The sequence below is a fragment of the Paractinoplanes atraurantiacus genome, from assembly GCF_900215205.1.
Classification (GTDB): Bacteria; Actinomycetota; Actinomycetes; order Mycobacteriales; family Micromonosporaceae; genus Actinoplanes; species Actinoplanes atraurantiacus.
On record NZ_OBDY01000003.1, the window covers coordinates 455,889 to 476,466 of the forward strand.

Annotated in this window: 19 protein-coding genes and 1 tRNA gene; 13 read left to right on the forward strand and 7 right to left on the reverse strand. The window is 69.9% G+C overall.

Annotation, left to right across the window (positions count from 1 at the left end):
* Window positions 1-16 precede the first annotated feature (16 nt).
* The 3 genes from CRP55_RS11420 (at window position 17) to CRP55_RS11425 (ending at window position 4,533) form a co-directional block, all read left to right on the forward strand.
* Window positions 17-790: an SDR family NAD(P)-dependent oxidoreductase gene (locus tag CRP55_RS11420; protein ID WP_245922927.1), complete on the forward strand. Its 774-nt coding sequence runs from the start codon at window positions 17-19 to the stop codon at window positions 788-790.
* 70 nt (window positions 791-860) lie between these two features.
* Window positions 861-1,955: a YaaC family protein gene (locus CRP55_RS52055; RefSeq protein WP_143234554.1), complete on the forward strand. Its 1,095-nt coding sequence runs from the start codon at window positions 861-863 to the stop codon at window positions 1,953-1,955.
* A gap of 322 nt (window positions 1,956-2,277) precedes the next feature.
* Window positions 2,278-4,533, forward strand: a complete 2,256-nt coding sequence (locus CRP55_RS11425; RefSeq protein ID WP_097319789.1) for an ATP-binding protein — start codon at window positions 2,278-2,280, stop codon at window positions 4,531-4,533.
* On the opposite strand, the gene CRP55_RS11430 is transcribed toward CRP55_RS11425, so the two are convergent.
* Together CRP55_RS11430 and CRP55_RS11435 are read right to left on the reverse strand one after the other, a co-directional pair.
* Window positions 4,505-5,611, reverse strand: a complete 1,107-nt coding sequence (locus CRP55_RS11430; RefSeq protein WP_097319790.1) for a sensor histidine kinase — start codon at window positions 5,609-5,611, stop codon at window positions 4,505-4,507. The two genes, CRP55_RS11425 and CRP55_RS11430, sit on opposite strands and share 29 nt — an antisense overlap.
* A complete protein-coding gene (locus tag CRP55_RS11435) occupies window positions 5,608-6,264 on the reverse strand; it encodes a response regulator transcription factor (RefSeq protein WP_097319791.1) in 657 nt (218 codons plus the stop codon). The genes CRP55_RS11430 and CRP55_RS11435 overlap by 4 nt, the downstream gene beginning before the upstream one ends.
* A 115-nt stretch (window positions 6,265-6,379) precedes the next feature.
* Between CRP55_RS11435 and CRP55_RS11440 the strand changes: the two genes are divergently transcribed.
* The 4 genes from CRP55_RS11440 to CRP55_RS11455 are packed head-to-tail and all read left to right on the forward strand — an operon-like array spanning window position 6,380 to window position 9,814.
* On the forward strand, window positions 6,380-6,934 hold the full coding sequence (locus tag CRP55_RS11440; RefSeq protein WP_097319792.1) for a hypothetical protein: 555 nt from the start codon (window positions 6,380-6,382) through the stop codon (window positions 6,932-6,934).
* The gene (locus tag CRP55_RS11445; protein WP_097319793.1) at window positions 6,931-7,980 is read left to right on the forward strand and encodes a peptidoglycan-binding protein; all 1,050 of its coding nucleotides are present in this window, start codon (window positions 6,931-6,933) and stop codon (window positions 7,978-7,980) included. The genes CRP55_RS11440 and CRP55_RS11445 overlap by 4 nt, the downstream gene beginning before the upstream one ends.
* A gap of 5 nt (window positions 7,981-7,985) precedes the next feature.
* Complete coding sequence (locus tag CRP55_RS11450; protein WP_179855132.1) at window positions 7,986-8,636, forward strand: ABC transporter ATP-binding protein; 651 nt, start codon at window positions 7,986-7,988, stop codon at window positions 8,634-8,636.
* Window positions 8,636-9,814, forward strand: a complete 1,179-nt coding sequence (locus CRP55_RS11455) for an ABC transporter permease (RefSeq protein WP_097319795.1) — start codon at window positions 8,636-8,638, stop codon at window positions 9,812-9,814. Before CRP55_RS11450 ends, CRP55_RS11455 begins: the two co-directional genes overlap by 1 nt.
* 146 nt (window positions 9,815-9,960) lie before the next feature.
* On the opposite strand, the gene CRP55_RS11460 is transcribed toward CRP55_RS11455, so the two are convergent.
* The 5 genes from CRP55_RS11460 to CRP55_RS11480 all read right to left on the reverse strand — a co-directional run bounded on the left by CRP55_RS11460 (window position 9,961) and on the right by CRP55_RS11480 (window position 13,821).
* Complete coding sequence (locus tag CRP55_RS11460) at window positions 9,961-11,106, reverse strand: carboxypeptidase regulatory-like domain-containing protein (RefSeq protein ID WP_097319796.1); 1,146 nt, start codon at window positions 11,104-11,106, stop codon at window positions 9,961-9,963.
* A 355-nt stretch (window positions 11,107-11,461) separates the two neighbouring features.
* Window positions 11,462-11,537 (reverse strand) — tRNA-Arg (locus CRP55_RS11465).
* Between the two features lie 113 nt (window positions 11,538-11,650).
* Window positions 11,651-12,262, reverse strand: coding sequence for a PIN domain-containing protein (locus CRP55_RS11470; protein WP_097319797.1), 612 nt, complete (start codon window positions 12,260-12,262; stop codon window positions 11,651-11,653).
* Between the two features lie 41 nt (window positions 12,263-12,303).
* Entirely contained in the window at window positions 12,304-12,771 is a 468-nt protein-coding gene (locus CRP55_RS11475; RefSeq protein WP_143234558.1) for a helix-turn-helix domain-containing protein, read from the reverse strand.
* Window positions 12,772-12,822: 51 nt separating this feature from the next.
* Window positions 12,823-13,821, reverse strand: a complete 999-nt coding sequence (locus CRP55_RS11480) for an alpha/beta hydrolase (protein ID WP_179855126.1) — start codon at window positions 13,819-13,821, stop codon at window positions 12,823-12,825.
* 174 nt (window positions 13,822-13,995) lie between these two features.
* On the opposite strand from CRP55_RS11480, the gene ssb reads away from it, so the two are divergent.
* The 6 genes from ssb (at window position 13,996) to CRP55_RS11510 (ending at window position 20,471) form a co-directional block, all read left to right on the forward strand.
* On the forward strand, window positions 13,996-14,793 hold the full coding sequence (ssb, locus tag CRP55_RS11485) for a single-stranded DNA-binding protein (protein WP_438865779.1): 798 nt from the start codon (window positions 13,996-13,998) through the stop codon (window positions 14,791-14,793).
* 185 nt (window positions 14,794-14,978) lie between these two features.
* Window positions 14,979-16,187 (forward strand): hypothetical protein, encoded by a 1,209-nt coding sequence (locus tag CRP55_RS11490; RefSeq protein ID WP_438865780.1) that lies wholly within the window; start codon window positions 14,979-14,981, stop codon window positions 16,185-16,187.
* 117 nt (window positions 16,188-16,304) lie between these two features.
* A complete protein-coding gene (locus tag CRP55_RS11495) occupies window positions 16,305-16,790 on the forward strand; it encodes a hypothetical protein (protein WP_097319800.1) in 486 nt (161 codons plus the stop codon).
* A 63-nt stretch (window positions 16,791-16,853) separates the two neighbouring features.
* Window positions 16,854-17,807 carry a cobalamin biosynthesis protein gene (locus CRP55_RS11500; RefSeq protein WP_097319801.1) on the forward strand — a complete coding sequence of 318 codons (954 nt, stop codon included), beginning with the start codon at window positions 16,854-16,856 and terminating at the stop codon, window positions 17,805-17,807.
* A complete protein-coding gene (locus CRP55_RS11505) occupies window positions 17,804-19,333 on the forward strand; it encodes a cobyric acid synthase (RefSeq protein WP_097319802.1) in 1,530 nt (509 codons plus the stop codon). Before CRP55_RS11500 ends, CRP55_RS11505 begins: the two co-directional genes overlap by 4 nt.
* A 70-nt stretch (window positions 19,334-19,403) precedes the next feature.
* The gene (locus CRP55_RS11510; RefSeq protein ID WP_097319915.1) at window positions 19,404-20,471 is read left to right on the forward strand and encodes a M48 family metallopeptidase; all 1,068 of its coding nucleotides are present in this window, start codon (window positions 19,404-19,406) and stop codon (window positions 20,469-20,471) included.
* Window positions 20,472-20,578 lie beyond the last annotated feature (107 nt).

A 20,578-nucleotide genomic window follows, 5' to 3' on the forward strand; every position in this document is an offset into this window, starting at 1 on the left:
ATACGGAGGTCGATCATTGAGTGCCACCGGCCTGTCGGCCTTCTCCCTCGAAGGCAGGAAAGCTCTGGTCACCGGCGGCAACCGGGGCCTGGGCTTCGCGTTCACCGAGGCGCTGGCCTCGTGCGGCGCCGCGGTGGCTTTCGCCGGCCGCGATGCCACGGCCAACGAAAGCGCGGTGCGGCGCCTCGCGGCTTCAGGCATTGAGGCGTACGCCATCACGGCCGACCTGACCCGCGACGACGACGTGGATCGCACAGTCGACGAGGCGGCTCGCACCCTGGGCGGCCTGGACATCGTCGTCAACAACGCCGGCGTCTGCTTCCACAACCCGTCCTGGGACGCCCCCGACGAAGAGTGGCAGCAGGTCTTCGACCTGAACGTCCGAGCCGTCTGGAAGGTGAGCCTGGCCGCCGGCCGACACATGCGCGACACGGGCGGCGGCGCGATAGTCAACATCGGCTCCATCTCGGGCCTGATCGTCAACCGCCCCCAGATGCAGGCCCCGTACAACGCCTCAAAGGCAGCGGTCCACCAGCTCACAAAGTCCCTGGCCGCCGAGTGGGCCCCCCACAACATCCGCGTGAACGCGGTGGCTCCCGGCTACGTCAAGACGGAGATGGCCCCGGTCGACCGCCCCGAGTTTCAGCGAATGTGGATCGAAGACACCCCGCAGCAGAGATACGCCACCCCCGACGAGATAGCGCCCAGCGTGGTCTTCTTGTGCTCACCCGCCGCCTCTTTCATAACCGGCACCATCCTGGTCATCGACGGCGGCTACACCGTCTTCTGACGGCCGCGCGGCATGTGTTCGGTGGGCCGCGAGCAGGGCTGTGAGAGGATCCGGGCTCCTTGCGAGCTGGTTGTACTCCGGTTTCCGGCAAAAAAGGCTGGCCGACGGCACTGGCCTGGAGAAACATGAGTTTGTGTCTACATCGAACGACAACTCGACGACGTGGGCGATTCTGCGAGCCAGCCGCTCGGATCCGCCGGTCGCGACGCTTAACGACTCCGAGCGACGTGCGACTTATGTAGCAGCTCTGGAACAGTCGGAACAGCTGTTCAAGGCGGCGTCTTCCGTTGGCTCTGCCACGGCTCCACTGTTGCTGTACTACGGGCTGAGCCAGGCTGGAAGAGCAATCGTCGCCGCAGCGAAGTCTGTCCGCGACGACTGGCGATTGATGGGACACGGGATCAACCATGGTCCACTTACAGTGGCGCTGCCGGCGGTCCGAGTGTTTGCGGAGGGGTCTCGAGGAAGCTTCGTCCGTCTCTCCAATGTTCTCGGGTCACCCATTTGGGACAAACAAGCTGACGCCGTCGAACTGGCTGCGCTCTGGGATGCGTTGCCACAGGCACTCGACTGGCCACTGCGAGAGAGTGCCGATCGCCGGCAAGCGCACCGCCTTGAGTATGACCGCTATGAGCAGGCGCTACCACTCTTGACCTTCGCCCTGTGCGATCTACCGACGGAGCTGGCCGCGTCGGCTTCTCTCGGTCAAGATCTCGCACGGTACCTACGGGCGTATCCGATGCTGGGCGCATATTCATACGTCAAAGCCAACGACCGCCCGGGCGCTGATCCGGCAGTAAGCTTTTATGCCAATGGGCGGGGCGAAGTCGAGCTCCACGTCATGGTCGACGATGGCCGCAAGGTCGACGAGCAGGCACGCCGCGCGTACTTCGAGGCGATCGCCGCCAGACATAGCGGGGCGTATAGCAGCTTCTATCTTGTGCCTGCGGTGGGCTCTAACAAGCACCCGATGCATCCGCTCATGACATGGTGGGCGGTGCTTTACACGCTATCGATGTTGGCGCGCTACCAGTCAGCCGAGTGGGCTACATACATCAACGTCGACCGCAGCCCACATGCCGTTCCGATCGAGCAACTTCTACAAGGAGCGTTGTCGGCCGTTCCAGAACTCATTGCGTCCACGATTCGCGACGTTAGCTCATGAGCTGCCTGGGGCATGCGGTGACGCCGTCTCCACGGGCTAGTGAACGGTTCGCATGGATGGGAGGAGAGTTGCCGTACAGGTCGCTTCCAGCTCGTCTGGAATGGATCGACCGGAAGTCCCTGCCTTGGCCTAGCCGTCGGTAGGGTCAGTTGTGGTCTTCTCTGGGGAACCGCCGCCTGAACCTGGGGCTGCCGGTGGGCTTGATGAGCTCGTCGGGCGGCTTCGCGTGCTCAAGAGGTGGGCCGGGGAGCCGTCGTTTGAAGTGCTGACTGAGCGGGTCGGTGGGCAAGCCCGGCGGTCCACTGTCGTCGACTGTTTTCGGGTGGGGCGGCGGCGGCTCGACAACGACCTTGTGCTGGCTATCGTGCGGGCGCTCTGTCCCGACGAGGACTATGTGGCTCGGTGGCGGCGAGCCTTGCGGGCCGTTGGTGGGGAGGCCGAGGCCGCGGCCCGGGTCAGTGTGCAGGATCGGCTGCCGCCGGAGCTGGCCGGGTTCACCGGGCGGGCGGCGGAGCTCGACCGGATCGTCAGCGCCGGTACGGGGCATCTGGCGATCACGGGGATGGCTGGGGTCGGCAAGACGCAGCTGGCTGTGCGGGCGGCGCATCTGCTCAGGGAGCGGTTCGAGCGGGTTCTCTTCGTCAACCTTCGCGGGTTCCATCCCGATCCGGGGCAGCCGCCGGCCGATCCGGGTGCTGTGCTGGGGGCTCTGCTGCGGCTTCTCGGGGTGCCGGGGCGGCAGATTCCGTATGCGGTCGCGGCGCGGGCCGAGGTGTTCCGCGAGAAATGCGGGCGCGCCCTTGTCCTGCTCGACAACGCGGCCGACGTCGAGCAGGTGCGGCCGCTGCTCACCGGCGCACCGGGGTGTCTGACGCTGATCACCAGCCGGCACAGCTTGGCCGGGTTGCACACGTTGAGCGTGAAGGTGTTCGGTGCCGATGAGGCCGCCGCTTTTCTGGGACGGCCGGACGAGCCCGACGCGGTGGCCCGGATCGCGCGGCGCTGTGGCTATCTTCCTCTTGCTCTCGGGCTGGTCGCCGGGCACATCCGGGCCACGCCGGGCTGGTCGTTGACCGATCACGCGGACCGGCTCGACGAGCGCCGTCAGCTCGAGGGCGGGGTCGAGCTCGCCCTCGACCTGTCCTACCGCGATCTGCCCGCCGAACAACGGCGTCTGCTGCGGCTGGCCGCCTTGCATCCAGGTCAGGACCTTGACGCGTACGCCGTGGCGGCTCTCGCCGGCGACGAGCCGCACCGGGTGGAGGGCCGCCTCGACGGTCTGTGCGGCGACCATCTGCTCTCGCGGTCCGCGCCCGGCCGGTACACGTTCCACGACCTCGTGCGCGCCTACGCCGTCGAGAAGGGTCAGGACGAGGACAGTCCGCGGGAGCGCCGGGCCGCGCTGACCAAGCTGTTCGACTACTACCTGGCCGCGTCGACCGAGGCGATGGACGTGCTGCACCCGGTCGAGGCCCACCGCCGGCCGCGGGTCGCCACCAGCGGCATCCTGACCGCCCGGCCCGCCGATGCCGGGTCGGCGCGGCACTGGCTGGACACCGAGCGGGCCACCCTGGTCGCGGTGACCGCGCACATGGCCGGCGAGGGCTGGCCGGGTCATGCCACCGGGCTGGCCCGCATCCTGTTCCGCTATCTTAACGGCGGCCACAACCACGACGCCGTCACCGTGCACGGCCTGGCCCATTCGGCGGCCGAGGGCAGCGGCGACCTGGCCGGGCAGGGGCACGCGCTGACCGACCTCGGCACCGCGCTGTGGCGCCTCGGCCAGGGCGAGGCGGCCGCGGACAGCCATCGACGGGCGGTGGAGCTTTTCCGGCGTACGGGCGATGCCGTCGGCCAGGCCCGGGCCCTGCTCAACCTGGGGGTCGTGGTCACGCAGCTGGGCCTCTACCAGGAGGCGGCCGATCATTTCGGGCTGGCGCTGGTCCTCTATCGACAGTCGGGTGACCCGCTCGGTGAGGGCCGCGCCCTGGCCCGGGTCGGCTACATCGAGCAGACGCTGGGCCGCCACGACGAGGCGGCCGAGCATTTCGCGCAGGCCCTGGCCCTCTGCCGGGCCAACGGCGACCGGATGGGCGAGGGCAGCTCCCTGATCAGTCTGGGCGAGGCGGAGACGGAGCTCGGCCGCTACGAGCCGGCGGGTGAGCATCTGTTCGAGGCGCTGGCCCTCTTTCAGAAGGAGCTCGGCGATCGTACGGGTGAGGCCAGCGCCCTCTACGCCCTCGGCATGCTGGGCACAAGGCGCGGCGACGCCGAGGCCACCGGCCACCACCGCCAGGCACTGGCCATCTTCCGGGAGACCGGATATCGCGACGGTGAGGCGGCCGTCCTCAACGGGCTGGGCGAGGCCGTGACCGATCCGGCCGAGGCGCTGGCCCATCACACCGAGGCGCGCGCCATCGCCGAGGAGATCGGCGCCCGCGAGCTGCTGGCCCGCGCCCACGCCGGGCTGGGCCGGGCCCACCGGCTCCTCGGCCACACCGCGGAAGCGGACCGGGACGACGAGCGAGCGGCCGCCCTGTACGACGAGCTCAGAAGGCCCGCGGCAGATTCACCGTGACGACCAGACCGCCTTCGGGGCGGGCCTCCGCGCGGACTTCGCCGCCGTGGGCGCGGGCCACCGCCCGTACGATGGAAAGCCCCAACCCCGCTCCTGGCGAATGCAAGCGCTCCGTCCCGTACCGATGGAACGGCTCGAAAAGACCCGGCACCTCGTAACGCGGAATGACCGGCCCGGAGTTGCTCACCTCGAGCAGCACGCGGCCGGCCAGCGTGCCGGTCGCCACCCGCACCCAGCCGTTACCGGGCACGTTGTGCCGCACGCCGTTCTCGACCAGGTTTTGCACCAGGCGTTCCAGCAGCACCGGGTTGCCGGCCACCGGCGCCTCGTTGAGCGAGGTCACCACCTTGACCGTGTCGGAGACGGCCACGTGGTCGACGATGTCGGACAGGTCGACGAAGGAGCGCTCGGTCATCGGGCGCTCCGACTGGGCGAGCAGCAGCAGGCCGTCGATCAGCCGCCCGTGCCGGTCGTTGATCGCGATCAGGGTGCGGCCGAGATGGCGTACCTCCTCGGATGCCTCCTCCCGTGAAAGCGCGACCTCCAGCAGGGTCCGGTTGAGTGTCAGCGGGGTCCGCAGCTCGTGCGAGGCGCTGGCGATGAAGCGGCGCTGCCCGTCGAAGGAGTGGTCGAGCCGGGCCAGCATGATGTCGAAGGTGTCGGCCAGCTCCTTGATCTCGTCCTTGGGGCCGGTCAGCGCGATCCGTTCGTGCAGGCCCTGGTCGGCGTCGGGGGCGTCGGCGATGCGGCGGGCCGTCGCGGTGATCTGCTGCAACGGCTGGAGCATGCGGCCGGCGACCAGCCAGCCGAGCGCGATCGCGGCCGCGCTGACCACGGCCAGCGCGATCGCGCCCTGGGTGAGCATGGTGTGCAGGGTGCCCTCGCGGGTGCCCTCGATGAACTGCTGCACCTGTAAGCGCTCGCCGGGCACGGGCACCTCGGTGGCCTCGAACTTCGCCGCGGCGGTGGGCAGCCGCTGCGACACCAGCACGTACATGGCGCCGAGCAGCACCAGCCCGGCCAGCACGAACAACCCTCCATAAACGAGGGTCAGCCGGCCCCGGACGGTCAGTCTCATGCGATCCGATACCCCACTCCCGGCTCGGTGAGCACCACGGGCGGATCTCCCAGCTTGCGCCGCAACTTCAGGATCGTCATGCGTACGGCGTGGGTGAACGGATCCGCGTTCTCGTCCCACGCCTTTTCGAGCAGCGTCTCGGCCGACACCGCGCTCCCGTCGGCGCGCAGCAGCTCGGTCAGCACGGCGAACTCCTTGCGCGACAGCGGCACGTACCGCCCGTCGCGGTGCACCTCGCGCCGATGCGGGTCGAGGCTGATGCCGCCGCGGCGCAGGATCGGGGGCACGGCCGGCCGGGACCGGCGGCCGAGCGCGATGACCCGGGCCGAGAGCTCGCGCAGGGCGAACGGCTTGGGCAGATAGTCGTCGGCGCCGAGGGACAGCCCGGTGACCCGGTCGTCGATGCCGGCCGCGGCGGTCAGCATCAGCACCCGGGTGTCGCCCTGCCGCTCGACCAGCGCGCGGCACACGTCGTCACCGTGCACGGCCGGCAGGTCGCGGTCGAGCACGACCACGTCGTAGTCGTTGACGCCGACCCGTTCCAGGGCGGCCGCGCCGTCGTAGACCACGTCGACCGCGTGGGTGTCCTGCCGCAGGCCTTGCGCCACCGCGTCGGCGAGCAGCGGTTCGTCCTCGACCACCAGGATCCGCATGGGCCCATCCTCTCGCGCCGGAGCGTCACCTGGGCGTCACGTTTTTTCGTGACGGCCGGGAAACACGCCCCTCGCTCTACTTCCTCTCGTGACAGCGACACGGAGGAGGTTGACGATGCGAGGAGCGAAGCTGATCACGGCCGGTTTCCTGATGGCTCTGGCCGCGTGCGCCCCGGCCGCCGGCGAGAGCCCCGGGGTGGCGACCGCGCAGTCCGGCGGCCCGGCAGCGCAGGCCAGTTCGAGCGCGCCGGCGGTACCCGACGAGGACATGGCCCTCAAGCACGCGCAGTGCATGCGCAAGGAGGGCGTCACCTGGTGGCCCGACCCGAAGCCGGGCGGGCGCACGACCATCAAGACGCCCAAGGGCTTCGACCCGGACAAGCTCGAGAAGGCGATGGAGGCCTGCAAGGCGTTCGCCCCCAACGGCGGCGAGCGGCTCAAGCCCGACGCCGAGATGCTCGAGCAGGCCCGGCAGATGGCCAAGTGCATGCGCGAGAACGGTGTGCCGAACTTCCCCGACCCGAAACCGGACGGCAGCATCGCGATCGACGGAAGGAAGCTGGGCACCGGTCCCGGCGACCCGACCTTCGACAAGGCCGAGAAGGCCTGCGAGAAGTACGTGCCGGAGGGCGCCTCGACGGAGCGCCACGCCGAGGGGACTGACGCATGAGCCGGCGCGGCAACGCTGTGGTGGCCGGCGTGCTGACGGTCGGCGCGGTCGCGGCGGCGGTCACGGTCTTCAACCTGCCGCCGGCCGAGAGCAACGACGGCACCACCACCGGCAAGCCGACGGAGACGGCCGAGGTCGCGAAGAAGACCCTGGTCGACAGCGAGTCGCACGACGGAACACTCGGCCACGGCGACACCTCCTCGATCGCCGCCGGGAGACAGGGCACGGTGACGGCGCTGGCGGCCTCCGGCAGCACGGTCACCCGCGGCAAACCCCTCTACAAGATCGACAACAAACCCGTTTCCTTGTTGTACGGGGCATTGCCCGCTTACCGCACGTTGCGGGTGGGCGTGGAGGGCAGCGACGTCCTGCAGTTCGAGAAGAACCTGTGGGCGCTGGGCTACCGCGGCTTCACCGTCGACGACGAATACACGTCGGCCACCGCGGACGCGGTCGAGGAGTGGCAGGACGATCTCGGCCGCGACGAGACGGGCACGGTCGAGACCGATCAGATCCACTACGCCTCGGGCCAGGTGCGTGTCGACTCGCACAGCGCCGAGCGGGGCGCCGTGGTTCAGCCGGGCACCGAGGTGCTCAAGACCACCGGCACCACGATGCTGGCCACGGTCACGCTCGACGTCGACGCGCAGCGGCTGGCCCGCAAGGGCGCGACCGTCGACGTCACACTGCCCGACGGCAGCGAGGTCAACGGAAAGATCACCGGTGTCGAGACGGTGGTCGAGACCGGGCAGGGCAACGAGGAGGACACCACCAAGATCGAGGTGACGGTCGCCTTCGCCGAGTCGCCCCAGGGCCTCGACGAGGCCGCGGTGACCGTCGACTTCGTCTCGTCGCAGCGGGAGAACGTGCTCACCGTCCCGGTGGCGGCGCTGCTCGCGCTCTCCGAGGGCGGCTACGGCGTCGAGGTGGCCGAGAACGGCGGCACCCGCGTCGTCGCGGTGAAGACCGGCCTGTTCGCCGGCGGCGAGGTGGAGGTCTCCGGCGGCGGGCTCCAGGCCGGCACGCGGGTGGTGGTCCCGTCATGACCGCGGTGATCGAGCTGGCCGGCGTCAGCAAGTCGTATCCGGGCGGGGTCACGGCGGTGCGCTCGGTCGACCTGGCCGTCGAGTACGGCGAACTGGTCGCGATCGTCGGGCCGTCCGGCTCCGGCAAGTCGACGATGCTGCACCTCATCGGCACGCTGGACCGGCCCACCCACGGCACCGTGCGCATCGACGGCCACGACGTGGCGACGCTGTCCGACCGGCAGCTGTCGGCGCTGCGGGCGAGGCGGATCGGCTTCGTGTTCCAGCAGTTCCACCTGGCCCCCGGGCGCGACGCGGTGGCGAATGTCGCGGACGGGTTGCTTTACGCAGGCGTACACAAGAAAGAGCGTGAGTGGCGCGCCGAGGCCGCCCTCGTCCGGGTCGGCCTGGGTGACCGGCTCACGCACCGTCCGCACGAGCTCTCCGGCGGCGAACGTCAACGGGTGGCCATCGCCCGTGCCGTGGCCGGCGACCCGGCTGTGCTGCTGGCCGACGAGCCGACCGGAAACCTCGACTCCGTCTCCGGCGCCGGCGTGGTGGAGCTGCTGCGCGAGCTCAACGCGGCCGGCACCACGATCATGGTGATCACGCACGATCACGAGATCGCCGACGGGCTGCCGAGGCAGGTCCCGATGCGTGACGGGCGGGTGGTCTGATGTCTCTCGACCCCGCCCGGTTGCGGCCGGCCGATCTCCTGCGCCTCGGTGGGTACGGCTTGAGGGCGCGCCCGCTGCGCGCGGTGCTCTCGGCCCTCGGCATCGCGATCGGCATCGCCGCGATGATCGCCGTCGTGGGCATCTCGTCGTCGAGCCGGGCCGACCTCGACCGCGAGCTGGCGGCGCTCGGCACGAACATGCTGACCGTGGCGCCCGGCCAGACGATGTTCGGCGACGAGGCGACCCTGCCCGACGAGTCGGTGTCGATGATCCGCCGGATCGGCCCGGTGCTCGCGGCCACCGCGACCGGAGCGGTGGCGGACAGCGCGGTCTACCGCACCGACAAGATCCCGTCGGGGGAGACGAACGGGATCGCGGTGCTCGCGGCCGAGCAGGCGCTGCTGGAGACGGTCGGCGGATCGCTGGCCTCCGGCACGTGGCTGAACGCGGCGACCGGCCGTTTCCCGGTCGTGGTGCTCGGCTCGGCCGCGGCCCGCAGGCTCGGCAGTCCGCCGACAGTCTGGATGGACGGCCGCTGGTGGACGGTGGCCGGGGTGCTGAAGCCGGTGCCGCTGGCGCCCGAGATCGACCAATCGGTGCTGGTCGGATGGAAAGCGGCAGGCACGTATCTGGGCTTCGACGGCCATCCGACGACCGTCTACACCAGATCGGTGGACGCGCAGGTGGAGGCGGTACGGGCGGTGCTGGCGGCGACGGCCAACCCGGCCGACCCGGCCGAGGTCACAGTGTCGAAGCCGTCGGACGCGCTGGCGGCCCGGCGGGCCACGAACGACACGTTCACGGCGCTGCTGCTCGGCCTGGGCGCGGTGGCGCTGCTGGTCGGCGGCATCGGCGTGGCCAACACCATGGTCATCTCGGTGCTGGAGCGCCGGGCCGAGATCGGGTTGCGCCGGTCGCTCGGCGCGACCAGGGGCCAGATCCGCACCCAGTTCGTCGCCGAGTCGCTGCTGTTGTCACTGCTGGGCGGGGCCGTGGGCGTTTTCCTGGGGTACGTGGTCACAGGGTTATACGCGATCACCCAGACGTGGCCGACGGTCGTGCCGGCGTGGGCCCTGATCGGCGGCGTCGGCGCGACAGTGGGAATCGGGGCGGTCGCGGGCCTGTACCCGGCGATCAGAGCGGCCCGGCTGGCGCCGACCGAGGCACTGGCCACCTAGGACCGCTTCTTCCGGCCGCGGGTCCGGGTCGTGCCGACCCGGACTCGCCCTTCTGCCCCTTTTGCCCGGCCATCCTTATGCCCTTTTTGTTTGGCCGCCCTTTTTCCTCGGCCGCCCTCTCTGTCTGGCCCGCCGTCCTTGCCCGGTCAGCCGACGAGGCTGCGGCGTTCGTCGACTTCCTGCGGCGTCAGGGTGCCGGCTGGATCGTTCCAGTCGACCAGGGTGATGTCGCGGGGCTCGGCGTGGCGCTCGTGCACGCCGATCGTCACGATCTCGGGCTCGTGGTGGGCGGCCGTGACGACCAGGTGGTGCAGGCCGGGGCGGACGTTCGCCGCCGCGTACTCACCGCTGTCGTTCGTGGTGGTCCGGACCAGTTCGCGGCCGGCGTCGTCGAGGGTGAGCACGGTCGCCCCGGCCACCGGGACGCCGGCCGTGGTCCGGACGGTTCCGTGCAGCTCGGTGGAAAACTGCGGAACGCTCGGCGCGACCGGCTTCGGCGGCCGGGCGGCCCAGGCGAGCAGCGCGGCGGCGACGACCACCCAGGCGATCAGGATGGTCAGCGGCTTGGCCAGGCCGTGGTTGCCGAAGTAGGCACTCGACCGCGCGACCTCGATGAACTGCCCGAACGGCAGAACGTCGTGCAGCCACCGAAGCCCGGTCGGCAGCATGTCGGCGTTGACGGTGCCGCCCGAGGTGGGCAGCCCCAGCAGCAGCACAAAGGTCATGGCCACCGGCATCGTGAACTGCTTGACGAGCCGGGGCAGGGCGGTGGTGATCCAGCCGATGGCCTGGGTCAGCAGGAACCCGTAGACGAGCAGCCACCAGTCGGCCGGAATGACATCACGCCAGGAGGCCACGGCAAAGGTGAAGACGCTGGCGAAAGCCCCGGTGGCCGCGATCGTGACGAGCTTCCGGCGCATCGGCCACATGCCGAACTGCAACATCATGAACGAGGTGATCATGCCGACGAGCAGCAGCGGCAGCCCGTAGAAGAACAGTCCGACACCCGTGACATCCCCACTGGAGGTCGCCACGACGTCGACCGTGTGCGCCGGGTGAAGCACCGCCGTCAAGTAGTCGGCGCGAGTACTGCTGCCGGCCGTGGACACGTACAACGTCTGTGTCCCCGAGTCGTAGACCCCGGCCAGCGCATCGGTCTTGACACCCCCGATGTCGCTGACCGCCCGCACATCGACCCCGGCGGGCACATGAGCCGGCGCCGCCCCGATGACCCCGAGGTGCACAGCGGTAGGCGCCGGATGCCCGATGCCGATCACGTAGACCGACGACATGACGGCAGCGAAGAAGAAGGGAAACCAGAGAAGAGAGAGCACACGTCCCCAGGTGGGCTGAGGAGCCCCAGCGTGAGCGTCCACGGAAACCTCCGTCTTAATGACCAGACGGTTAGTAAGTTAGCTCGTACTGACCGCTTGGACAGTAAGATCCATGTCACAGCCCCGAAGCTTCGCCTCGTTCCTTGGCCGCACTGAATGACGGGCCCCAGCCGTCGAAAACGCGGCGGCAAGCCCTCCGCGATCGAGGTCGGAGGGCAAGAGAAAGTCCTGACCGCGGCCGCCCGGTTCGCCACCTTGGAGGGGCCGGCCACACTGACCTGTGAAGCACATTTGCACAGCTCAGAGGGATATTTGGCGCGCCCGGCAGGATTCGAACCTGCGACCGATGGATTAGAAGTCCATTGCTCTATCCGCTGAGCTACGAGCGCGTGGGCCAACAGCCTATCTTGCCGACCGCAACCCGGGGGTAACCAGGCGTCCCGTCAAAACCGACCGGAACGTCTATGCCCGAGAGGCCGCTCGGTCCCCTCATTCCGGCCGCTCACCAGACCTGAAACCGCTCATCCGTTCTGAGCAGGAAGGCAAAGCGCGCGGCTCCGGCCTTGTCCAGGCTGTCGATGGCCGCGTCCGCCGCAGCCTCCTCGGTCAGCTCGTCGCGGCGCTGCCAATACATGACCTGGGACAGAAAGCGCCTTCGAACCAACTTGGTGTGGCGGTCGGCCATCATGCAAAAGAAATCGTCGACATGCTGAACGTCGACACCAGCTTCGACATGGTCCAGGCATCGCTGGAAGTCGTCGATGTCGCCGTCGTTGGTCACCAGGATGTCGACTTCGCCGGCGAGCGCGGCGGCCAGCACGTGGTGGTCGTTCGCGTCCCTGGGCCGAGGGACTGCCTGAGGATCCCAGTCGGTCACCTTAGCCTCGGGGAACTGCTTGTCCAGTTGGTCGCGCCAATGCTCGATGCGACGTTCTGGTGCCTCGGGGTAGGCGCGACGAAGATGATAGAAGGCTTCGGCCAGTACGGCTTCGCTCCACCTCAGTTCGTATGCGGTGTAGTGGCTGTCGAGCGCCATCAGCACCAGCCAGTCCCGCAGGCATCGTGAGTAAAGGACGTTGGCGTCCAGGAAGACGCGCAGCGGCACTGGCAGCACGCGCCCACGTTACGACTCGGAGTCCTCAAGCGACAGTCGATTCACTCGTAGATGCCAAGGTCATCCTGGTCGGCCATCAGAGCCTCGTAAGCCTCTCGCTGCTGTGCCACCCGGCGGCGGCGGTAGGCGAGCAGGTCGGGCAGGGGCACGCGGCGGTGGGTGCCGACCTTGTGGGAGCTGATCTCGCCCCTGTCGAGGAGGCCGATCAGCGTCGGGCGGGACACGCCCAGCGCTCGGGCGGCCTCGCTCGTGGTGAGTTCTCGGGCCACTTCGCTCACGGCCACGCCGTCGCCTCGGTCGAGGACGGCGCTCACTTGTTTGAGCAGGTCGACCACGAGCGGGGGCAGGGCGACCTCGCTGTCATCGCCGGCCCTCAGGCGTACGTCGTCGCGGTCTGCCTGGGAAAGAATCGCGAATAGTGCCTTGAGGGAATCGTGTTCCGGGCTCTCCCGGCGTGCGGCCGCCTCAGAGAGCCGCAGCGCCGTCGCCGCCAGGGTCGTTGCCGTCATGGAGGCAAGTCTGCTCTCCAAGTGCAATATTCGCAAGCGCCTTCGTTTATTTCACCTGTTGGCCTCCTCCGGAGCCGGGGGGACCTCGATCTCCGGCGTGCCGACCGGCGGGAGGTAGGCGTCGACCCAGCGGCCCAGTTCGCGGAAGACGTCGACGCGTACCTCTTTGCCGGAAAGGGTCAGGTCGTGCATGCCGCCGTCGAAACGGGCGATCGACACTCGCGGGCCCAGGCGCGGCGCCCAGCGGACGATGTGGTCGACATCGAGCACGGAATCCGTTGTCCTCAGGTCGTCGTGCCAGGCGCGGCCGTGGAATGAACGCGTCGAGCAGGCCACCATGATGGGGGCGTCGATGGCCAGGCCGGCCCGCAGGCGCCTCTGGCCGCGGCGAATGGCTTCGAGCCAGCCCGTGGTGACCGGGAATCCCAGCACGGGCTTCCAGGCCAGGTCGTATGTCCATTCACCACGGTGGTCGGTGTGCAGGCTCTGCCCGTACAAACCGAGATTGGCCATCGGGATTTTGCGGTACGGCGAGCGACGGGAAACGCCGATCGCGGCCGCCATGATGGGGCGTTTCACCAGCCACGGCACGTTGAAGTCGAAGAACGGGCTGTTCAGGAAGAGGCCGTCGACGATGCCGCGGCCCTGCCGTGAATGCGACCACAACGACGTGATGAGCCCGCCGGTGGAATGGCCGGCGACCAGCAGCTGATCGTGCCCGTCGTCCTCGCGGATGATGCGGGCCGCCTCGTCGAGCTCCGGGTAGTAATCGGTGAGGCTGCGCGCGAAGTTCGGCGTCTGATGGGGCAGCAGGCTACGGCCGTACTTGCGCAGGTCGAGCGCGTAGAAATCCCAGCCCTGCTCGACGAAGAAATCGGCCAGGTGGGTCTGGAAGAAATAGTCCACGAACCCGTGCACATAGAGAACGGCACGTTTGTGCGGCTTTTCCGCGCGCCGCCGCACCAGCGTGGCGATGACCTCGCCCTCGTCGTCGGAACCCAGGTCGATCGTGTGCCGCTCATAGGGCATTCCAAGAACGTCGGTCTCCACGGGCCCAGGCTACCGACCGGTACCGCGCACCGCCCGCCATATCAGATCGCCTCGGCCACCCGCCGGTTCTCCACAGGCCGCTTCGTCATCCACAGACCCCAGATCAAGATCCCTTTCCCGTACGCCGTGACGACCACACTGCGGCGGTCAACGTCACACACAGGAGGTCACATCGTGTTCGACACTCACCTCGTCGTCGTGGGCAACGTGCTCGTCGCCCCGGAATGGCGCCGCGTCACCACCAGCGGCAACCTGGTCGCCAACTTCCGGATCGCCTCGAACGCCCGCCGTTTCGACCGCGAGAACAACACGTGGGTCGACGGCAACAGCCTGCGGATCCGGGTGTCGGCGTGGCGCCGGCTGGCCGAGGGCGTCGCCTCGTCGATCACCGTCGGCGACCCCGTCATCGTCTATGGGCGCCTGTTCACCCGCGACTGGAAGGACGAGCAGGGCAACCCCCGCGTCTCGTACGAGATGGAGGCCTATTCGATCGGCCACGACCTGGCGCGCGGCCGCAGCCGGTTCTTCCGCCAGAAGTCACTGCCCGGCAGCGCCGCCATCGAGGACGCCGAGGCCGACATGCTCGTCGCCGGCCTGCCGTCGATCCCGCTGACGGTCCAGGAGTCCCCGATCGGCTACGGCGAGGGCATGCCCGCCGCCGACCCGCCCTCGTTCGCCGAGCCGCCGGCCTTCCCCGAGCTCCCGTCCGAGCTCTCCCCGGTCGCCGAGGCGCCTTCGCCGGTCGCCCTGGTTCCCGATCCGGAGCCTTCTTCGCTCGCGGAGGCCCCGCAGGAGCCTTCGCCAGTGGCCGCGGTCCCGGACCCGGAGCCTGAGGAGGAGGCGGCTCCGGAGGAGGCGGCCTCACCGGCCGACGACTTCTCGCTCGAGGTCGAGCGCTTGACGGCGGCCCAGCCCACCACCCCCACCCGACGCGGCAGGCGCTCCGCCAAGCGAGAGCCCATCGCGGCCTGACCCCACAGCCCGGCCGGCAATGGCGCCGGCCGGGCACCACCTGCACCGCGCCCCGCGGCCGCATCCCCGGTGGCTGCTCAACGTGGCACCAGGAAGGGGTAGCTGACTACGGCGACCACATCTACAGTCGGCCGGTGCTGAAGCGGCGACTGGTGATTCTTACGGCGGCCCTGATGGGTGCGGCGATGCTGAGCGGCTGCGGCGACCACGCGGAGAAGACCGCGGCGGCCGCTCCGGCTCCGATCTCGGCCGCGCCGGCTCCGTCGGAGGCGGCGGCGGGCGTGGCCTCGGCGCCGGCATCGACCTCGGCCTCGGTCTCGGGCTCGGCTTCGACCGCGGCTTCGGCTGGGGCCGCGGCCGCCGGGGCGACGTCGGCGCCTGTGCCGAAGTCGTCGTCGAGCGGGAAGGCGGTGAAGGCTCTGCCCAAGCCGGGCAACCCGTCCGGTGGCGCGAGCGTGCCCGCCGCGGCGCGCGCGGTCGACACCAGCAAGCCCGACCGCACGATCGGGGACGGCAGCGCGGCCAGTTGCACCTCGGCCGCCGTGGTCAAGGCGGTCGCGAAGGGCGGCGTCATCACCTTCGACTGCGGGCCCGCGCCTGTCGTCATCACCATGACCGCTACCGCCAAGGTGCACAACACCAGCTCCACCGTGGTGCTCGACGGGGGAGGGCGGGTCACGCTGAGCGGCGCCGGCAAGCGCCGCATCCTCTACCTGAACACCTGCGACGAGGAGCTCACCTGGACCACCTCACACTGCAACGACCAGGAGACACCGCGGCTGACCGTGCAAAATCTGGCCTTCGCCAAGGGCAACAGCACCGGCGAGACCGTCGAGGGTGGCGGTGGCGGGGCCATCTTCGCGCGGGGCGGCCGGCTCAAGGTGGTCAACTCGCGCTTCACCGGGAACCGCTGCGACAGCACCGGGCCTGATCTGGGTGGCGGGGCCATTCGCGCGCTCGATCAGAGCGGCGACCTTCCGGTGTACGTCGTCAACAGCACCTTCACCGGCGGCGTGTGCTCGAATGGAGCCGCCCTGAGCAGCATCCAGGTCTCCTGGACGGTTCTCAACAGCGTTTTCACCGGCAACTCGGCCGTCGGGCGCGGGGCCAACCCGGCCCGCGGCGGCACCCCCGGTGGTGGCAGCGGCGGTGCGATCTATCTGGACGGCAACAACTTCACGCTCAGCCTGGACGGCACGATCATCAAGGGCAACGAGGCCAAGGAAGGGGGTGGCGCCGTCTTCTTCGTCAGCAACGACCGGACCGGCACGTTGAAGATCCGGAACTCCACATTGACCGGCAATCCGAGCGCGGGTTTCGCGACCGCCGGCCTGCCCGGCATCTTCTACCTCGGCCGGGGCGAGCCGTCGATCAGCGGCTCCACCTTGAAGTAGGGCCGTACGGGGGAGGCGTCCCCCCGAAAGGGGTGGGCCGATCGTGCCGCGTTAACGGGCCGCCCGGCCGACCTGCCCGGTTGGTCCTGGCGTGCCCCCGACCGGCAGACTGGGGCCGTGCTGTTGAAGGAGATCCGCGCGATAGCGGGCGAGACGTTGGTGCTCGCCCCGCACGACCAGGACGCCGAGACTGCCAACACCAGCTGGTTCGGCGCACCGATGCACGAACGGATAAGCATGACGGCGGACGAGGTGGTCTCCGCTTTCGAGGAGACCGCCGAGCTGCTGCGCGACCAGGTCGCGGCCCTGCGGCACTACGGGCCGGCGACGTTCTACGTGTGGCACGACCCGCAGGCGGGGCAGCTGCGCTGCTCGACACGCTCCTGCGGTCACGACCAGTTGCCGTTCGAGACGACCTACCGGACGACGGGTGACCTGCAGGCCATCGTCGTCGAGTTCCTCGAGGACCGCGCACCGGGCGCGATCGCGTGGGGCCAGATGGAGCCGGTCCCGTTCCCGGACGGCCCGGTGCTGGAGGAGGACGAGATCGCCGTCTGGGTCTGCGACCTGAGCCAGCCGGCACCCAGCCCGGCCCAGGCCTGAGACGAAACGCTGTGCCGGGGTCCGGCTAACGTTGCCCTGCTCTAGCGACACAGGAGGACAGGGATGGCGAGGCTGGGACCCGGCACGGCGGACGCCGCCGGGCTGATCGCGGGCTACCTGCTCGACGCGGCTCTCGGTGATCCGCGCCGCTTCCATCCGGTGGCCGGCTTCGGGACGGCGGCCGGGGCCCTGGAGCGCCGTCTCTACGCACCCACCCGTCGTTCCGGCGCCGCCTTCACCGCGATCGCCGTCGGCGTGCCCGCCGCCGCCGGGCTTGCCGCCTCTGTCGCCACCCGCCGCCTGCCGATCGCGCGAGCAGTCCTCGTCGCCGCCGCCACCTGGACCGTGCTCGGCGGCCGCACCCTGCGGCGCGAGTCACGGATCATGGCGAAGCACCTGGACCGCGACGACCTCGACGCCGCCCGCGGCCGGCTCAACCACCTCTGCGGCCGCGATCCCTCGCAGCTCGACGCCCCCGAGCTGGCCCGCGCCACCGTCGAGTCCGTCGCCGAGAACACGTCCGACGCCGTCGTCGCCCCGCTGTTCTGGGGTGGCGTCCTCGGCCTTCCCGGCCTGCTCGCCTACCGCGCCGCCAACACCCTCGACGCCATGGTCGGTCACCGCTCCGACCGGTACGCCCGCTTCGGCACCCCCTCGGCCCGGCTCGACGACGCCCTCAACCTGGTCCCGTCGCGCCTGACCGGCCTGCTCACGATCGCCTCGGCGCCCATCGCCGGCGGCTCGCCCCGGGAAACCCTCCGGGTGTGGCGCCGCGACCGGAACGATCACCCGTCGCCCAACGCCGGTCAGTGCGAGTCCGCGATGGCCGGCGCCCTCGGCGTACGGCTGGGGGGTCGAAATGTCTATTTCGGTCGAAGCGAGACCAGGCCTTTCCTCGGTGACGGCCCGAAGCCGAAGGCCGTGCACCTGCGCCGTGCCGCCCGAGTGTCCGGTCTGGTGGGTTTCGGCGCGGCCGTCATCGCCGCCGGAGCCGCCCTGATCAGGGGCCGGCGATGAGTGGCCTGTTGGTCGCCGGCACCACCTCGGACGCCGGCAAGAGCATCCTCACCGCCGGCATCTGCCGCTGGCTGCACCGCCGCGGGGTCAAGGTCGCCCCGTTCAAGGCACAGAACATGTCGAACAACTCGGTCGTGGTCGTCGGCCCCGACGGCCGCGGCGGCGAGATCGGCCGGGCCCAGGCCATGCAGGCCGCCGCCTGCGGCATCGAGCCCGACCTGCGCTTCAACCCCGTCCTGCTCAAGCCCGGCAGCGACGTCTCGAGCCAGGTCGTTCTGCTCGGCGAGGCGATCGACACGGTCACCGCCGGCAACTACCGGGCCATGAAGCCGCGCCTGGCCGAGACCGCGCACGCCGCCCTGGCCGAGCTGCGCGCCGAATATGACGCCGTCATCTGCGAGGGCGCCGGCAGCCCGTCCGAGATCAACCTGCGGGACGGCGACTTCGTCAACATGGGCCTGGCCCGGCGGGCCGGTCTGCCCGCGATCGTCGTCGGCGACATCGACCGCGGCGGGGTCTTCGCCGCTCTCTTCGGCACGGTCGCGCTGCTCGACCCGGCCGACCAGGAGCTCGTGGCCGGCTTCGTGATCAACAAGTTCCGGGGCGACCAGGGCATTCTCGCGCCGGGCCTCGACATGATCACTTCGGCCACCGGGCGGCCCGTGCTCGGCGTGCTGCCGTTCCACCTCGACGTGTGGCTCGACGGCGAGGACTCCCTCGCCTACGGGCAGGTGCTCGGGCGGCCGGCCGCGCCGCACGGTTCGGAGTGGCTCCGGGTCGCGGTCGTGCGCCTGCCGCGCGTCTCCAACGCCACCGATGCCGAGGCGCTGGCGGCCGAGCCCGGCGTCCGCGTGCGGATGACCGTCGAGCCGGCCGAGATCGCCGACGCCGACCTGGTGGTGCTGCCCGGCTCGAAGGCCACCGTGAGTGATCTGGCCTGGCTGCGCGAGACGGGTCTGGCCGAGGCGGTGCTCGCTCACGCGTACGCCGGAAAGCCTTTGCTCGGTATTTGCGGCGGTTTCCAGATGCTCTCCCGCACGATCCACGACGAGGTCGAGAGCGGCCGTGGCAGCGTACGAGGCCTCGGTCTTCTGCCTCTGGAAATCACCTTCGGCCCCCGCAAGATCCTCGCCCAGTCCCGTGGCCAGGGGTTCGGCGCGCCCGTCGCCGGTTACGAGATCCACCACGGCTTCGTCTCGAGTCAAGAGCCGATCAAACCCTTGCTTGTGTACGCCGATGAGCGCACCGAAGGCGCCGCGGCCGGCAACGTCTTCGGCACGCACTGGCACGGCGCGTTCGAGTCCGACGAGTTCCGCCGCCGCTTCCTCACCGAGGCCGCGCGCCTGGCCGGCCGGCGTGGCTTCACCGTCGCGCCCGGCACCCGTTTCGCCGGCCTGCGTGAGCGCTCCCTCGACGTCCTCGGCGACCTGGTCGAACAACACCTGGACACCGATGCCCTGTGGCGGCTGATCGAGCAGGGGCCGCCCGGTGGACTTCCTTTCATTCCGCCCGGAGCACCTGGCTAAAGGTTGCGCTCCGGAAGTACCTTGAGCCTGGCGTGTTCAGGCCCGGAGCTCAGGACGGGGTGTGGGATCGATGACGACCGACGAGGAGAACCGCCCGGTACGCCGGCGGGTCACGCTGACCGGCATCAGCTCGCGGGCCTGGGAACATCCGGCCGACCGGGGCGCGCTGACCGCCCTGCGCGAGCTGCGCGGCTTCGACGACGTGGTCAAGGCGTTCTTCGGCATGTGGAACGAGCGCGGTTTCCGCCTGCAGTTCCTGGCCGGCGCCATCCGGGTCGACCACCGGCAGTACCCGCGTGTCTACCAGCGATTCACCGAGGCCGCGCAGACCCTCGACGTGGTCGAGCTGCCCGAGCTGTACGTCTCGCAGGACCCGATCATCAACGGCTCGGCCATCGGCCTCGACAAGCCGTTCATCGTGATCACCACGGCCGCCGTGGAGCGGCTCGACGACGACGAGCTGCGGGCCATGCTCGGCCACGAGATCGGCCACGTGCGCAGCGGCCACGCCGTCTACAAGACGATCATGATGATCCTGACCCGCTGGGCGGCCAGCCTGAGCTGGCTGCCGGTCGGCGCGATCGCGCTGCGGGCCATCATCGCCGCGATGTTCGAGTGGTGGCGCAAGGCCGAGCTGTCGGCCGACCGGGCCGGCCTGCTCGCCGGCCAGGACCCGGCCGCCTCGCTGCGCCTGCTGATGAAACTGGCCGGCGGCGGCGACCTCTCCCAGATCGACACGGCCGCCTTCCTCGAGCAGGCCGCCGAGTACGAGAGTGGCGGCGACCTGCGCGACAGCATCCACAAGATCGGCATGACCACGTGGAGCACCCACCCGGTGCCCGTCGCCCGGGCCGCCGAGCTGCGCAAATGGATCGACTCGGGGGCGTACGCGCAGATTCTGGGCGGCGACTACCCGCGCCGCGACTCCGACGGCGACGCCTCGGTCTCCGACGACGTCAAGGCCGCCGCGCAGTCGTACCGCGACACCTTCAACAACTCGCAGGACCCGCTGGTCGGCCTGCTCCGCAAGCTCGGCGACGGCGCCGGCGACCTGGCCGGCTCGGCCGTCCGGGGCGCCCGCAACTGGGCCAGCGACGCGTCCCGGCGTGGCCGGGGCAACGGCGACGGCGAGGCCTGACTTTCCGTCACACCCAGAAGGGTCTGTCCTGCCGGTCACGCGGGGCTGCGACGTGGTTCAGGTGGCGCCTGACGGCGGCCGCAGAACGACCACATACAAACCCGGTA

What these genes read in the sequence shown, in the direction of transcription:
- CRP55_RS11500 (WP_097319801.1), top strand. Translation starts at nt 16,854, where the DNA reads ATGGCGAGGCTGGGACCCGGCACGGCGGACGCCGCCGGGCTGATCGCG.
- CRP55_RS11430 (WP_097319790.1), bottom strand. Translation starts at nt 5,611, where the DNA reads ATGAGACTGACCGTCCGGGGCCGGCTGACCCTCGTTTATGGAGGGTTG.
- CRP55_RS11455 (WP_097319795.1), top strand. Translation starts at nt 8,636, where the DNA reads ATGTCTCTCGACCCCGCCCGGTTGCGGCCGGCCGATCTCCTGCGCCTC.
- CRP55_RS11490 (WP_438865780.1), top strand. Translation starts at nt 14,979, where the DNA reads ATGCTGAGCGGCTGCGGCGACCACGCGGAGAAGACCGCGGCGGCCGCT.
- CRP55_RS11505 (WP_097319802.1), top strand. Translation starts at nt 17,804, where the DNA reads ATGAGTGGCCTGTTGGTCGCCGGCACCACCTCGGACGCCGGCAAGAGC.
- CRP55_RS11435 (WP_097319791.1), bottom strand. Translation starts at nt 6,264, where the DNA reads ATGCGGATCCTGGTGGTCGAGGACGAACCGCTGCTCGCCGACGCGGTG.
- CRP55_RS11445 (WP_097319793.1), top strand. Translation starts at nt 6,931, where the DNA reads ATGAGCCGGCGCGGCAACGCTGTGGTGGCCGGCGTGCTGACGGTCGGC.
- CRP55_RS11510 (WP_097319915.1), top strand. Translation starts at nt 19,404, where the DNA reads ATGACGACCGACGAGGAGAACCGCCCGGTACGCCGGCGGGTCACGCTG.
- CRP55_RS11475 (WP_143234558.1), bottom strand. Translation starts at nt 12,771, where the DNA reads ATGACGGCAACGACCCTGGCGGCGACGGCGCTGCGGCTCTCTGAGGCG.
- CRP55_RS11460 (WP_097319796.1), bottom strand. Translation starts at nt 11,106, where the DNA reads ATGTCGTCGGTCTACGTGATCGGCATCGGGCATCCGGCGCCTACCGCT.
- CRP55_RS11440 (WP_097319792.1), top strand. Translation starts at nt 6,380, where the DNA reads ATGCGAGGAGCGAAGCTGATCACGGCCGGTTTCCTGATGGCTCTGGCC.